10 protein-coding genes and 2 tRNA genes are annotated in these 14,047 nt (G+C 69.7%); 2 read left to right on the top strand and 10 right to left on the bottom strand.

Annotated elements, in window-relative coordinates:
- Positions 1 to 76 precede the first annotated feature (76 nt).
- Positions 77 to 715, top strand: coding sequence for a class I SAM-dependent methyltransferase (locus tag Ani05nite_RS16570; protein ID WP_203769291.1), 639 nt, complete (start codon positions 77 to 79; stop codon positions 713 to 715).
- Positions 716 to 1,093: 378 nt separating this feature from the next.
- Here Ani05nite_RS16570 and Ani05nite_RS16565 read toward each other — a convergent pair.
- From Ani05nite_RS16565 to gyrB, 6 genes are all read right to left on the bottom strand, one after another.
- A tRNA-Ala gene (locus Ani05nite_RS16565) sits at positions 1,094 to 1,166 on the bottom strand.
- A gap of 14 nt (positions 1,167 to 1,180) precedes the next feature.
- On the bottom strand, positions 1,181 to 1,309 hold the full coding sequence (locus Ani05nite_RS41090) for a DLW-39 family protein (protein WP_239130073.1): 129 nt from the start codon (positions 1,307 to 1,309) through the stop codon (positions 1,181 to 1,183).
- Between the two features lie 38 nt (positions 1,310 to 1,347).
- A tRNA-Ile gene (locus Ani05nite_RS16560) sits at positions 1,348 to 1,424 on the bottom strand.
- A gap of 99 nt (positions 1,425 to 1,523) precedes the next feature.
- A complete protein-coding gene (locus tag Ani05nite_RS16555) occupies positions 1,524 to 2,411 on the bottom strand; it encodes a DUF3566 domain-containing protein (RefSeq protein WP_203769289.1) in 888 nt (295 codons plus the stop codon).
- Between the two features lie 3 nt (positions 2,412 to 2,414).
- A complete protein-coding gene (gyrA, locus tag Ani05nite_RS16550; RefSeq protein WP_203769287.1) occupies positions 2,415 to 4,928 on the bottom strand; it encodes a DNA gyrase subunit A in 2,514 nt (837 codons plus the stop codon).
- Positions 4,929 to 5,065: 137 nt separating this feature from the next.
- Positions 5,066 to 7,018: a DNA topoisomerase (ATP-hydrolyzing) subunit B gene (gene gyrB, locus Ani05nite_RS16545; RefSeq protein ID WP_203769285.1), complete on the bottom strand. Its 1,953-nt coding sequence runs from the start codon at positions 7,016 to 7,018 to the stop codon at positions 5,066 to 5,068.
- A gap of 533 nt (positions 7,019 to 7,551) precedes the next feature.
- Between gyrB and Ani05nite_RS16540 the strand changes: the two genes are divergently transcribed.
- On the top strand, positions 7,552 to 8,118 hold the full coding sequence (locus Ani05nite_RS16540) for a hypothetical protein (RefSeq protein ID WP_203769283.1): 567 nt from the start codon (positions 7,552 to 7,554) through the stop codon (positions 8,116 to 8,118).
- A 12-nt stretch (positions 8,119 to 8,130) separates the two neighbouring features.
- Here the strand turns inward: Ani05nite_RS16540 and Ani05nite_RS16535 are convergent, their stop codons facing one another.
- The 4 genes from Ani05nite_RS16535 to dnaN form a co-directional block, all read right to left on the bottom strand.
- A complete protein-coding gene (locus Ani05nite_RS16535; RefSeq protein ID WP_203769281.1) occupies positions 8,131 to 8,643 on the bottom strand; it encodes a DciA family protein in 513 nt (170 codons plus the stop codon).
- A gap of 154 nt (positions 8,644 to 8,797) precedes the next feature.
- Positions 8,798 to 9,925 (bottom strand): DNA replication/repair protein RecF, encoded by a 1,128-nt coding sequence (gene recF, locus Ani05nite_RS16530; protein WP_203769280.1) that lies wholly within the window; start codon positions 9,923 to 9,925, stop codon positions 8,798 to 8,800.
- Positions 9,926 to 10,125: 200 nt separating this feature from the next.
- Positions 10,126 to 10,998, bottom strand: a complete 873-nt coding sequence (gnd, locus tag Ani05nite_RS16525) for a phosphogluconate dehydrogenase (NAD(+)-dependent, decarboxylating) (protein WP_203769279.1) — start codon at positions 10,996 to 10,998, stop codon at positions 10,126 to 10,128.
- A 37-nt stretch (positions 10,999 to 11,035) separates the two neighbouring features.
- A complete protein-coding gene (gene dnaN / locus Ani05nite_RS16520) occupies positions 11,036 to 12,169 on the bottom strand; it encodes a DNA polymerase III subunit beta (protein ID WP_203769278.1) in 1,134 nt (377 codons plus the stop codon).
- Between the last annotated feature and the right edge of the window lie 1,878 nt (positions 12,170 to 14,047).

Raw genomic sequence — 14,047 nt, 5'->3', positions numbered from 1 at the left:
TTGCAACAACCGAACGGTTCTTGACTCTTTCACGTCGGAGGCCGCCGCCCGCTCGGGCGGGACTATCGTGTGTCGCATGAACACGGCCGGCTGGCTCGACGATACTCGGGCCTCCTACGACACAGTGGCCGTCAGCTACGCCGGAATGCTCCGCGAGGCCCTCGCCGGCGAGCCCTTCCAGCGGGGCATCCTGGCCCTCTTCGCCGAGCTGGTCCGCGCCCGCGGCAACGGACCGGTCGCCGACATCGGCTGCGGGCCGGGCCGGATCACCGCCCACCTGCACGGCCTCGGCCTCGACGCGTTCGGCATCGACCTGTCGCCCGCGATGATCGACGTGGCAAGGCAGGACCATCCGGGCCTCCGGTTCGAGGTCGGCTCGATGACCGGTCTCGAGCTGGCCGACGCTTCCGTGACCGGCATGCTCGCCTGGTTCTCCCTGATCCACGTGCCCGACGACGAAGTGCCCACGGTCCTCGCCGAGTTCTCCCGGGTGCTGCGGCCCGGCGGGGTCCTGCTGCTGGGCTTCCACGCGGGCGAGGGCGCCCGGCTCAAGACCGAGGGGTACGGCGGCCACCCGATGCGGGTGTACGTCCATCGCCGCTCGCCGGCCCGGGTGGCGGCCTGGCTGAACGACGCCCGCTTCACCGTCGAGGCGGAGATGACCCATCACCCCGCCCCGAACGTCGAGGGCGGTTTCGTCTTCGCCCACCGGTGATATGGCCCTATCCATTGTGGATATTTCTTCGCTCGCGGAATGGAGCCGCGAGCCACGTCACCTCCGAAGCCGGCCAACGTCGTCACAAGATCGGCGGACACACCGTCAACCTGCGGCGGGTGGACGACCCCTCACGCAGCATCGGCGTCGCCCAAGACGAACGGCTCAGTCATGGTGAGGGAGTTTTGCCCTCACCCGTCGTCATGCCATCCCGTCTGCGCAGCAGGGAGCCGGCCGGACGCCGAAGTGGGTGCCCGAGGAAGCAGAGGCCCGCGCCCTGGTGAGGATTGGAGCCGGCGCGACGAGCCGGGCTCACAGTGACGTGTTCCAGATGATCTTGCAGCCACGTCGGCCCTGATCAGAGGCGGCGAGAGAAAGTGGAGCCCAGGGGACTTGAACCCCTAACCCCCGCCTTGCAAAGGCGGTGCTCTGCCAGTTGAGCTAGGGCCCCCGGTGCGCGGCGCTTCAGCGCAGGTCGGGCGCGGTCGTGGCCTCGTGCCACAGGGCGCGCTCGTCGCTGGACGCCTTGACCCTCTTGACGACCAGGGCGGCAGCGCCGACGACGCCGACAACGATCAGGAGCTTCTTCAGCATGGCTGGGTCCCCTTACATCCGCGGCGGGAGGTGGTGCGTGGTGGGGCTAGCTGGAATCGAACCAGCGACCTCAGAGTTATCAGCTCTGCGCTCTAACCGACTGAGCTATAGCCCCGTGACAGCGACACGAAGATTACCGTACCCCCTCGCGGTCCCCCAAATTGGGGGCGGCCGCCGTGCCGGACACGGCGGCCGCAACCACGATGCGGGTGGATCAGTCGCGCTCGGCCAGCGTCAGCTCGATGCCGCCGACCAGGTCGGCGCAGACGTTGTAGATGAACGCCCCCAGCGTGGCCAGCGCGGTGAAGAGCACCACGTTGACCGCGCCGATCAGCATCGACGTGCCGATGACGCCCCAGGCGGTGATGCGGAAGCCGGCGGTGGGCGCCGCCTCGGTGCCGCCGCTGGCGCTCACCAGGCTCTGCAGGCTGGTGTTGACCTCCTGCCAGACGCCCATGGCGTCGAGCGAGAGGTAGAGCACCGACGTGGCCACGACCACGACGATGAACAGGACCACCGAGACCGCGAAGGCGAACTTCATGACGGACCACGGGTCGATCCGCTTGAGGTTCAGCCGGGCCCGGCGCGGGCCGCGCGCCGCGGCCGACGTCACCGTCGAGCGCGCCGACCGGACGGCCTCGGAGACGCGGGCGGCACCGACGGCGGCCGAGCCGCTGGCGGCGGCGTTGCCGGCCGGGCGCTTGGCGGCCTCAGCGGGACGCTGCGGGGCCGTGGCGGGCTTGGCCGGGGGCTGAACCCCGGTGCGCCCGGCCGCGGCGCCCTGCGGCACCGCAGCGGATCCGCCGGACTTGCCCTTGGTGACGATCGGCACCGTGGCGGAGCCCTTGGCGACCGCGGGGCCCGCTGGGCCGGCTGGTCGCTTCTGCTCGGCCTGACCGTCACCGTCGGCTGGCGGCTCACCCGGCGGCGGCGCCATGCCCGGCGCACGGGTGAACTTCGGCTGGGACGGGGCATCGGCGGGTACCGCCGCGCGGCCGGCTCCCTCGCGTCCGGTCGGTGCGGCGCCGTCCTTCTTCGGCTCCGCGTCGACCGGAGATGCCGAGGATCCCGGGCCCCCCGACTTCGCCTGTGTCTCCGGCATCAACTAGTCCTGTTCGTCAGGCTCGTCGGCATTGCGAGCAAGCGCCACGATGGTTACACCTTCTGGGAGGTCCATCAGCTTGACCCCCATTGTGTTCCGATCCCGCGTGCGCCGTACAGGCTTCACGGGAGTCCGGATGACACCACCATTGCTGGTGATGGCAAATAGTTCATCCTCCGGGTCGATCACGAGCGCTCCGACGAGCCCGCCACGACGCTCCGTGATCTTGGCCGTCAGCACACCCTTGCCGCCCCGGCCCTGCACCGGATACTCCTCGATCGGCGTCCGCTTCGCATACCCGCCGTTGGTCGCGACCAAAACGTCCATGCCCTCACGAACCACCTCCATCGCGAGCAGCTCGTCCGCCTCGCTGAAGCGCATGCCGATCACGCCCGAGGTCGCCCGCCCCATCGGCCGCAGCGCCTCGTCGGTCGCGTTGAACCGGATGGCCTGAGCCTTCTTCGAGACCAGGAGCAGGTCGTTCTCCGGCGCGGCCAGCGTGGCGCCCACCAATTCGTCATCCTCCCGCAGGTTGATGGCGATGATGCCACCGCTGCGGTTGGAGTCAAATTCCTCCAGCCGGGTCTTCTTCACGAGGCCATTCTTGGTGGCGAGCACAAGGTAGGGCTCGACCTGGTAGTCCGGGATCTGGATGACCTGGGCGATGTGCTCGTCCGGGAGGAAGGCCAGCAGGTTGGCGACGTGCTGGCCCTTGGCCACCCGGTTCGCCTCGGGCAGCTCGTAGGCCTTCGCGCGGTACACCCGGCCCTTGTTGGTGAAGAACAGGATCCACGAGTGCGTGGAGATCACGAAGAAGTGGCTGACGATGTCGTCCTGGCGCAAGGATGCGCCGCTCACGCCCTTGCCGCCGCGCTTCTGGGACCGGTAGAGGTCCACCTTCGTCCGCTTGGCGTAACCAGTTCGTGTGATGGTCACCACAACGTCCTCGCGGGCGATGAGGTCCTCCATCGAGACCTCGCCGTCGAACGGGATGATCTGGGTCTTGCGGTCGTCGCCGAAGCGGGCCACGATCTCGGCCAGTTCGTCGGAGACGATCGCCCGCTGCCGCTCCGGCTTGGCCAGGATGTCCTTGAGGTCGGCGATCTCGATCTCGATGCGCGCGAGCTCGTCGATGATCTTCTGCCGCTCCAGCGCCGCCAGGCGCCGCAGCTGCATGTCCAGGATCGCGGTGGCCTGGATCTCGTCGACGTCGAGCAGCTGCATCAGACCCTGGCGGGAGTCCTCGACCGTGGGTGAGCGCCGGATCAGGGCGATCACCTCGTCGAGCATGTCCAGGGCCTTGACCAGGCCGCGCAGGATGTGCGCGCGCTCCTCGGCCTTGCGCAGGCGGTAGGCCGTGCGCCGGCGGATGACGTCGATCTGGTGGTCGACGTAGTGGCGGATGAACTGCGCCAGGTTGAGCGTGCGCGGCACCCCGTCGACCAGCGCCAGCATGTTGGCGCCGAAGGTCTCCTGCAGCTGGGTGTGCTTGTAGAGGTTGTTCAGCACGACCTTGGCGACCGCGTCGCGCTTGAGAACCAGGATCAACCGCATTCCGGTACGCCCGGACGACTCGTCCCGGATGTCGGCGATGCCGGTGAGCTTGCCCTCCTTGACCAGCTCGGCGACCCGCTCGGCCAGGTTGTCGGGGTTCACCTGGTACGGCAGCTCGGTCACCACCAGGCACGGCCGGCCCCGGGCGTCCTCCTCGACCTCGACCACCGCGCGCATCCGGATCGAGCCGCGGCCGGTGCGGTAGGCGTCCTGGATCGCCTGCTGACCGACGATCAGGCCCCGGGTGGGGAAGTCGGGTCCCTTGACGATCCCGAGGATCGCCTCGAGCGTGGTGGCCTCGTCCGCCTCCGGGTTGTCCAGGTACCACTGCACGGCGGCGGCGATCTCGCGCAGGTTGTGCGGCGGGATCTTGGTGGCCATGCCCACCGCGATGCCCTCGGAGCCGTTGACCAGCAGGTTCGGGAACCGCGCGGGCAGGATCGTGGGCTCCTTGGCCCGGCCGTCGTAGTTGTCCTGCATGTCGACGGTGTCCTCGTCGATGTCCCGCAGCATCTCCATGGCCAGCGGCGACAGCTTCGACTCGGTGTACCGCATGGCGGCCGGCGGGTCGTTGCCCGGCGAGCCGAAGTTGCCGTTGCCGTCGATCAGCGGGTAGCGCAGCGACCACGGCTGGCCCATCCGGACCAGGGCGTCGTAGATCGAGGAGTCACCGTGCGGGTGGTAGTTACCCATGACGTCGCCGACGACGCGGGCGCACTTGACGTAGCCGCGGTCGGGGCGGAAGCCGGCGTCGTACATCGCGTAGAGGATCTTGCGGTGCACCGGCTTGAGGCCGTCCCGCACGTCGGGCAGCGCGCGCCCGACGATGACGCTCATCGCGTAGTCGAGGTACGAGCGCTGCATCTCGACCTCGAGGCCGACCGGCTCGACACGCTGGCCCACGCCGCCGCCGGCGGGTACGTCCTGCGGTTCCTCGGCGGGGGTCTCGGGAGTATCCGTCACAGTTAACCCTTACTAACAGTCAAACCCGACAAAGGGCGTCGAGCTACGCATTTCGCTGTGGATAACGTTGTGGAAAGCCGTGATTCGCTGTGCATAACCCGAGGTGAGCGGCGTGTGGTGACGCCGCTCACCCCTGCTCAGATATCGAGGAACCGCACGTCCTTGGCGTTGCGCTGGATGAACGAGCGCCGCGCCTCGACGTCCTCGCCCATCAGGACGCTGAACAGCTCGTCCGCGGTGGCGGCGTCGTCGAGGGTGACCTGGCGCAGGGTGCGCGCCGCCGGGTCCATCGTCGTGTCCCACAGCTCGCGGAAGTTCATCTCGCCGAGACCCTTGAACCGCTGGATGTCGTCGGGCTTGGCATTCGGCTTCTTCTGCTGGCGCAGCTCGATCAGGCCGTCCCGCTCCCGGTCGGAGTAGGCGTACTGGGCGTCGTCGCCGCGCTTGTTCCACTTGATCTTGTAGAGCGGCGGGGCGGCCAGGTAGACGTGGCCCAGCTCGACCAGCGGCCGCATGAAGCGGAACAGCAGGGTGAGCAGCAGCGTCTGGATGTGCTGGCCGTCGACGTCGGCGTCCGCCATCAGCACCACCTTGTGGTAGCGCAGCTTGGCGACGTCGAACTCCTCGTGGATGCCGGTGCCCAGGGCCGTGATCAGCGACTGGACCTCGTTGTTCTTCAGCACCCGGTCGATCCGGGCCTTCTCCACGTTGAGGATCTTGCCGCGGATCGGCAGGATCGCCTGGATCTGGCTGTCGCGGCCCTGCTTGGCCGAGCCGCCGGCCGAGTCGCCCTCGACGATGAAAAGCTCGGACACCCGCGGGTCGGTCGACTGGCAGTCGGCCAGCTTGCCCGGCATCGAGCCGGACTCCAGCAGCGACTTGCGCCGGGCCAGCTTGCGGGCCTGCTGGGCGGCGATCCGGGCCCGGGCCGCCTGGGAGGCCTTGGTGATGATCTGCTTGGCGTCGGCCGGGTTGCGGTCGAACCAGTCGGCGATCTGCTCGTTGGCGACCTTCTGGACGAAGCCCTTCATGTCCGTGTTGCCGAGCTTGGTCTTGGTCTGGCCCTCGAACTGCGGGTTGGCCAGCTTCACCGAGATGATCGCGGCCAGGCCCTCGCGGATGTCCTCGCCGGAGAGCTTCTCGTCGCTCTTGAGGAACTTCTTCTCCGCGCCGTACCGGTTGACGATGCTCGTCAGCGCGGCCCGGAAGCCCTCCTCGTGGGTGCCGCCCTCGTGGGTGTTGATCGTGTTGGCGAAGGTGTACACCGACTCGCCGTACGACTCGTTCCACTGCATCGCGATCTCGAGGGCCATGCCCTCGTCGTTCGCCTCGGCCTCGAACTCGATCACCGACTTGTGGATCGGCGTCTTGGTCTGGTTGAGGTGGCGCACGAAGTCGGCGATGCCGTTCTCGTACATGAAGGTGACCTCGCGGGGCTTGCCGTCCTCGTCGAAGTGCTCCGGGCGCTGGTCGACCAGGTTGATCGTCAGGGCCTTGTTGAGGAAGGCGTACTCCTGGATCCGCCGGTAGATCGTCTGCCAGTCGAACTCGATGGTCTCGAAGATCGTCGGGTCGGGCCAGAACTGCACCATCGAGCCGGTGCGCGAGGTGGGCTCGCCCTTCTCCAGCGGGCCGGGCTTGGAGGCGGTGTAGTGCTGGCGGTAGACGTTGCCCGACTTGTGGATCTCCACGAACATCTTGGTGGAGAGCGCGTTGACGACCGAGACGCCGACGCCGTGCAGGCCGCCGGAGACCGCGTACGCCTTGCCGTCGAACTTGCCGCCCGCGTGCAGGACGGTCAGCGCGACCTCGACGCCCGGCTTCTTCAGCTTGGGGTGCAGGTCGACCGGGAAGCCGCGGCCGTTGTCGGTGACGGAGACACCGCCGTCGGCCATCAGCACGACGTCGATGGTGTCGCAGTAGCCCGCGAGCGCCTCGTCGACGGCGTTGTCCACGACCTCCCAGACCAGGTGGTGCAGGCCCCGCTCGCCCGTGGAACCGATGTACATACCGGGGCGCTTGCGGACCGCCTCGAGACCTTCGAGCACGGTGATGGAACCGGCACCGTATTCCTGCGTGTTCTCTGCCACCCTCGGCCACTTTCTCGCGCCGGCCCGCGCGTGGCGGGCCGGTCACGGGGTTGGCGGGCAGCCGGCGACGATCGGCGGGCAGGGCACACCACCGGCGACGAGCCGCGGGAAGAAGGCGGACCACCGGTGGAGCCGAGCGCGCCGGTCGCCGCGGTCACCCGCGGATCGTGATCGGCTGGAAAAATCGCGTAGCGTGACGGAGTGCCGTCACGGCGCGGACTTTCCCGGTCTCCGTCGATTCTACTCCGTCGGAGCGACTTGTAGAGGGTCCGGCACCCTCGTCCGGGTACCTCAGATTGCCGTAGCGCGACTGAGGGCCACTCCCACGAGTCCCCCTACACGGAATGCGGGCCCCCCGCAACGGCGAACCTTTCGACGCCCGGGGGCCGGGGCGCGCCTCCCGGCGGGTAGGGCCACGCGCTGCGACACTGCCTCACGACAGCAGGCGACGGTGTCGTAACCTCGCCCGCGCGGGCCGGTACACGGCCGGACGGGTTCCCGCAGCCCGGCAGTTCGAGGAGAGGTGGGCCCCCATGGCGCTGGACAAGGGGCTGGACAACGTCGCCGTGCACTGGCCGCGGACCAACCGGTTCTACGACCCGGTCGCCCCCGCCGAGTTCGTCGACTTCGGCGCCGTCGCGGACGCGCCGGACATCGCCGCGCCCACCGGGGCGCTCGCGCTGCACATCGCCAAGACCGGCACGGTACGGGCAACCGCCTACACGGAGCTCGTCGACCTGCTGCTCGGGCTGGAGGGCGTCCTTTACGCCACCGACGCGGCCGCCGAGGACGAGGACCCGGTCATCGACCCGGACGGCTGCGCCTGGATCGCCGGCGGGCTGGAACGCTTCGTCGAGGGCCACCAGCCGTACGGCGACCTGGTCACCTTCGACAGCGTGGCGAACGTGATGCGCGCGGCCGTGGCCGGCGGGCGCCTCGCCGAGCAGCAGCTGCGCTGGCTGGACCACCGGCTGGCGGCGTTGCGCGACGACGCGGGCAACGCGCCGCACTGGAGCTTCGCCCGTACGGAGCTGGCGGTGCTGTCGGGCTTCTACCGCCGCTGCGCGGAGCGGGGCTTCGCGGTCTTCGCCGACTACTGAGCCGCCCGCCGGTCAGCCGTACGTGTCGCGCGGGCCGCGGCCCTGCACCCGCCGCGGCCCCTTGTTCCAGGACGGCGCCGCCGGGCCGTGGATGTTGAGCTTGGTGACCACGTTGTGGCCGACCTCCGCGGCGATGCGCTTGAGCAGGTTCGCGGCGAGCAGGCGGAGCTGGGTCGCCCACGCGGTCGACTCGGCCTCGACGGTCAGCACGCCGGCGTCGAGCTTCACCGGGCGGCTGTGCTGGGCGACGTCCGGGCCGACGACCTTCTCCCAGGCGCCGAAGACCTTGGCCTCGGCGGCCGGCTTCTGCCAGCCCCGCTGCTTCATGATCCGCTCGAGCATCACCCCGAAGAGCTGCGGATCCCGCGGATCCGGCCCCGGTCCGGAATACCCGCGCAGCCGGCGGCCACTGCCCTCGCCACTTTCGGTACGGCGGCGCGGCGCCTGCTGTGCGGCCCGGCGGCGGGCCAGAGCGGCATCCAGTACGGCCCGAGCCAACTCCGGCCCGACAGTGGTCCCCGGCACCGCCGACGCTTCTCCGGCCGTACCGGAATCGCCGTTCTTGTCCCCTCCGGCCGTTTTACCGGAACCGGTGGCCTTCGCGCCCGGGGCCGGCCGGGCGTCCGCGCCGGACGGCCGGCCCGCCCTGGCCGCCGCTGACGGCTTTTCCGGGGTTCCCTCAGACACGGGTCACCGTTCCTGGTCCGACGTCGTAGCGGGCCCCCTGCAGGGTCGCCGGCACATCCTCCGGCACCGCGCAGGTCACGAGCAACTGGGTCGCGCCCGCCACCAACGTCGCGAGCCGCTCGCGGCGGCCGGAGTCCAGCTCGGCGAAGACGTCGTCGAGCACCAGCACCGGCTCGATGCCGTCGGTGCGCAACAGGTCGTAGGCCGCCAGCCGCAGCGCCAGCGCGAACGACCAGGACTCGCCGTGGCTCGCGTACCCCTTGGCGGGCAGCTCCCCCAGCGTGAGCGCGAGATCGTCGCGATGCGGGCCGACCAGGGTGACGCCGCGTTCGATCTCGTTCTGCCGGCGCTCCTCCAGCGCGGCCAGCAGCGCCTGCTCCAGCTGCGGCCGGTCCGGCGCCAGCGCCTCGCCGAGCCGCGACGCGTACGCGATCGAGGCCCGGGTGCGCCCGGCCGCCACCGCGTCGTACGCCTTGGTCAGGTGCGGCCCGAGGGCCGCCGCCAGCTCCAGCCGGCCGGCCAGCAGCTCGGCGCCGTGGTGGGCGAGGTGCTGATCCCAGACCGCGAGCGTCGAGAGGTCCTGCCCGCGGGTCCCACCGACCTTGCGGGTCAGGTACGCCGTACGCAGCAGCGCGTTGCGTTGCTTGACGACCCGGTCGTAGTCGGCGCGCACCCCGGCGAACCGGGGCAGCCGGGCCACCAGCAGGTCATCGAGGTAGCGCCGGCGCTCGGCCGGGTCGCCGCGGACCAGCTCCAGATCCTCCGGCGCGAACAGCACCATCCGCAGCGCGCCCAGCACGTCGCGGGAACGGCGCACCGGTGACCTGTTCAGCCGGGCCCGGTTCGCCCGGCCGGGCACGATCTCCAGCTCGACGAGCAGCTCGCGACCATCGTGGACGATTTCGCAGCGGATCACCCCGGAGCTCGCGCCGGCCCGGACCAGCGGCGCGTCGGTGGCCACCCGGTGACTGTCCAGAGTGGCCACGTAGCCGAGCGCCTCGATGAGGTTGGTCTTGCCCATGCCGTTCTGGCCGACGAGCACGGCGACGCCGGGATCGAAGTCGACCGCCACCCGCTCGTACGAACGGAAGTCGGTCAACTCGACCCGGCGCACGTACATCTCACTGATTTCCTTTGCAGTGCGGCGAAGCCGCCTGGGCTGCTCAGCTTTCCTTTGCAGTGCGGCGAAGCCGCCTGGGCTGCTCAGCTTTCCTTTGCAGTGCGGCGAAGCCGTTGGGCTGCTCAGCTCCTTTTGCCGTGCGGCGAAGCCGCCGGGAGCGCTCAGCTCCTTTGGCCGTGCGGCGAAGCCGCCGGGAGCGCTCAGCCGACGACGGCGTGCCCACCGAACTGCTGGCGCAGCGCGGCGACGGCCTTCATGGCGGGCGAGTCTGTCTGCCGCGATTCGAAGCGGGTGAACAGGGAGGCGGCGATGACGTGCAGCGGCACGGCCAGCCGGACCGCCTCGTCGACCGTCCAGCGGCCCTCGCCGGTGTCCTCGGCGTAGCCCTTGAGCTTGGCCAGCTCCGGGTCGCCGTCCAGGGCCCGGTCGAGCAGGTCGAGCAGCCAGGACTTGACGACGCTGCCCTCGCGCCAGCTCTTGATCGCGCCGGGCACGTTGTCCACGTACTCCGAGGCCTCCAGCAGCTCCCAGCCCTCGGCCAGGGCCTGCATCATGCCGTACTCGATGCCGTTGTGGACCATCTTGGTGTAGTGGCCGGCGCCGACCGGGCCGGCGTGCACGAAGCCGTACGGGCCGGCCGGCTTGAGCGCCTCGAAGATCGGCATAGCGGTGGCCACGTTCTCCTCGGAGCCGCCGACCATCAGCGCGTAGCCGTTCTGGTTGCCCCAGATGCCGCCGGAGACGCCGCAGTCCATGTAGCCGATGCCCTGGGGCGCCAGCCGGTCGGCGCGCGGCTTGTCGTCGGTGAACTTGGAGTTGCCGCCGTCGATGATGATGTCGCCGGCGGACAGCAGCCCGCCCAGCTCATCGATCGTGCTCTCGGTGATCTGGCCGGCCGGCACCATCGTCCAGATCACCCGCGGAGCGGCGAGCTTCTCGACCATTTCGGCGATGCTGGCAACGTCGGAGATGTCCGGATTACGGTCGTAGCCGACAACTTCGTGCCCGGCGGAGCGGATCCGCTCGCGCATGTTGCCGCCCATCCGGCCGAGACCGATAAGGCCGAGCTGCATGGTGTTCCCCCTAGATGAGTGGCTCTTCAGCCCAGTATCAGCGTGTTACCCGGATCGGCATGATCAGATAGCGGTAACCCGGCACGATTTCGCCGTCTTCGGCCGCGGGGGAGATCACAGCCGGCTTGAACGCGTCGACGAACGAGAGCACGGCGTTCTGGGCGCCGAGGTTCTGCAGCCCGTCGATGAGGTACTGCGGGTTGAAGCCGATGGTCAGTGGCTCGCCGGTGAAGGCGGCCTCCATCGCCTCGCTGGCCCGCGCCTCCTCGGTGCCGCCGGCCTCGACGACCAGGCCGTCCTCGCCGAAGCTGAGCAGCACCGGGGTGGTGCGCTCGGCGACCAGGGCAACGCGGCGGACGACCTCGACGAGCGCGGCGACGCTGACCCGGGCCTCGGCGTTGTGGTTGGCCGGGAACAGCGAGCGGACCGGCGGGTAGTTGGCCCCGTCGAGCAGCCGGCTGGTCGTACGCCGGGTGCCGCCGGCGAAGCCGATCATGCCCTCGCCGGCGTTGCCCTGGGCCAGGGCCAGGGTGACCTCGCCGCCCAGCGGGCCCATCGTCTTCGCGGTGTCGTTCAGCGTCTTCGCCGGCACCAGCGCGTTCAGGCTGATGTCCGGGTCGTCGGGGTTCCACTGCAGCTCGCGCATCGCCAGCCGGTAGCGGTCGGTGGCCAGCATCGCCATCGACGTGCCGTTGAGCTCGATCCGCACGCCGGTCATCATCGGCAGCGTCTCGTCCCGGCCGGCCGCGATCGCGACCTGCTGGACGGCGGCCGCGAACGTCTGCGCGTCGACCGTGCCCGCGCTGGACGGCATCTCCGGCAGGGTCGGGTAGTCCTCGACCGGCATCGTCGGCAGCGTGAAGCGCGCGCTGCCGCAGACCAGCTCGAGATGCGCGCCGACCGCGGCGATGTCCGCCGGCTTGTTCGGCAGCGCCTTGGTGATCTCGGCGAGCAGCCGGCCGGAGACCAGGGCGGCGCCGTCGGCGTCGGCCTGCACCTCCACGCTCACCTGACTGGAGACCTCGTAGTCGAAGCCCGAGACGTGCAACCTGCCGTCGGTCACCCGCAACATGACGCCGGCGAGCACCGGCACCGACGGGCGGCTCGGCAGGCTCTTCGCCGTCCACGCCACGGCGTCGGCGAGTGCGTCTCGCTCCACCCGGAACTTCATGCCATGCCCTCCGCGTCACTCTTCCTCGGCGAATCAGCATCGGATGTGCTGATGGCGCCCACTGAACTCTATGGCGCGGGTCGGCGCAGCATGCGTCCGACCCCGGTGCTGTGCAGTGAGTCAGGGATGGTTCGGACCGCCAAGCGGCTCATCCACACCTTCCCCAACGCTGATGATTGCTTTTTGGATTTCCCTGGAGAAGACATAGTCGTCTTCATCGGTCCTGTGCAAAGTGTGGAGAACTCCCGTCTGCGCAGGTCAGCGGGTTATCCACCGGTGATTCACATGTGGGCAACCAGGGTATAAACCCGGGTCTGCGTCCACAGTCGCCGACCCGACTGCGGTTGTCCACCGTTGTCCACCGTCTGTCCACCGGTTATCCACCGGGTTTGTGCCCAGGGCTGGGGATAACGCTGGAACGCTACCGGCTCGTCGTCCCCAGAACCTTCAACAGGAAATCCACACGCGTCCACAGGGTGTGGGGACAGCGGTGACGGTGCGTGTCTGTCCACATCGATTCCCACAGGGCTCGTCCACATCTGTGGGGGACGGCGGCGAGGGTTGTCCACCGCTGGGGATAACTTCCTGTGAACGCCTGTGTATTGCTGTGGATAACGTTGGCACGATCCGGTCCCGTTCCGACGTTGACACGAACGAGTTGGGGATAACTTGTCTCGGCGGCTGTTCATCGGGCCGCTCCAAGACCTCTTCTTCGGCCCTTCCCAGCCCTCCCCAGCCTGTGGACATCGCCGTCATCCCCCACCGAGTGCTCGGTGACCGTGCCGTCGGCGGTGATGTGCGCGACGCGGTTGCGCCCACGGGGTGTGGCTGGAGACGAAGGTGAGCTCGGCCATGTCGGCTCCCGGGCCGCGTCCGCTCCCGCTGCGTCGCTTCCGCTGTGTCGGCCTTCGGCGCGCTACAGCTAGGGGTGGCTCCTTGGATGTGGCTGCGGCGGGCCTGGGTGTGTCGGGCAGTGCTGCGGCGGGCTCGGCGGCTATGGGCTGCGCCGGCTCGTCGTCGAACGCAAGCTTGGCTCGCGATCATCGCCGTGCCGTGGCCCGCGCTGAACCACGTCCGCGCCCGTGCTGTCCCGCGCCGTGCCCGCGCCGCGCTGAGCTGGGTCGAGCCGTCCCGCGCCGTGCCTTGCCCGCGCCGCGCTGAGCTGGGTCGAGCCGTCCCGCGCCGCGCCTTGCCCGCGCCGCGCCTTGCCCGCGCCGCGCTGAGCTGGGTCGAGCGATTGGAGGTGCCGCTCGTGTCGTCTAACACGGGTTCAAGATCATCGCTGGGCTGGGCTGGGCTGGGCTGGGCTGGGCTGGGCTGGGCTGGGCTGGGCTCATCTCCACCGGGCCGAGCCGGGCGGGGCCGAGCCGAGCCGGGCCGGAGCCGGGCCGGGCCAAGCTCACCGGGCCGGCCTGCGCCAAGCCGGGCTGCGCCGGGATGGCCGGATCCGCCCGGCGGCACGATGACCATCGAGAGCGCTTCGGCCGCACCAAGATCAGTTGCGCCGAGCCTGACTCGAGCGGGCTGGGCTGACCCGCGCCGAGCGCTCACGGCTCGGGCCGGTTGAGACTCGACCGTCGCCGGTTTGGGCTGGTGGAAGTAGTCGTGGTGGTGGTTTGAATCTTTACTCGGCGGCGGAGATGAGCTCCTCGGGTGTCCTGCGTCGATCCGCTCTGTCATCCGTCCGTGGTGCCCGGTCGTCGGTGCGATGCGGCTTGAGTGGCCAGGCGGGGTGGCGGTTGATCGAGTCGGGCGCGGCCTCCCGTAAGGGCGGGTGGTGAAGTCTCTCGGTGCGGTGCGGTGCGGTGCGGTGCGGTGCGGTGCGGTGCGGTGCGGTGCGGTGCGGTGCGGTGCGGTGCGGTGCGGTGCGGTGCGGTG

The organism is Actinoplanes nipponensis (assembly GCF_016862275.1).
GTDB lineage: Bacteria > Actinomycetota > Actinomycetes > Mycobacteriales > Micromonosporaceae > Actinoplanes > Actinoplanes nipponensis.
The sequence above is the reverse complement of the archived record's forward strand: the minus strand, read 5'-3'. Positions and strand labels throughout refer to the sequence as shown.

Excerpts from the sequence above, each read along its gene's own strand:
- dnaN (WP_203769278.1), bottom strand. The coding sequence starts at position 12,169 with ATGAAGTTCCGGGTGGAGCGAGACGCACTCGCCGACGCCGTGGCGTGG.
- Ani05nite_RS16555 (WP_203769289.1), bottom strand. The coding sequence starts at position 2,411 with ATGCCGGAGACACAGGCGAAGTCGGGGGGCCCGGGATCCTCGGCATCT.
- Ani05nite_RS41090 (WP_239130073.1), bottom strand. The coding sequence starts at position 1,309 with ATGCTGAAGAAGCTCCTGATCGTTGTCGGCGTCGTCGGCGCTGCCGCC.
- Ani05nite_RS16570 (WP_203769291.1), top strand. The coding sequence starts at position 77 with ATGAACACGGCCGGCTGGCTCGACGATACTCGGGCCTCCTACGACACA.
- gnd (WP_203769279.1), bottom strand. The coding sequence starts at position 10,998 with ATGCAGCTCGGCCTTATCGGTCTCGGCCGGATGGGCGGCAACATGCGC.
- Ani05nite_RS16540 (WP_203769283.1), top strand. The coding sequence starts at position 7,552 with ATGGCGCTGGACAAGGGGCTGGACAACGTCGCCGTGCACTGGCCGCGG.
- recF (WP_203769280.1), bottom strand. The coding sequence starts at position 9,925 with ATGTACGTGCGCCGGGTCGAGTTGACCGACTTCCGTTCGTACGAGCGG.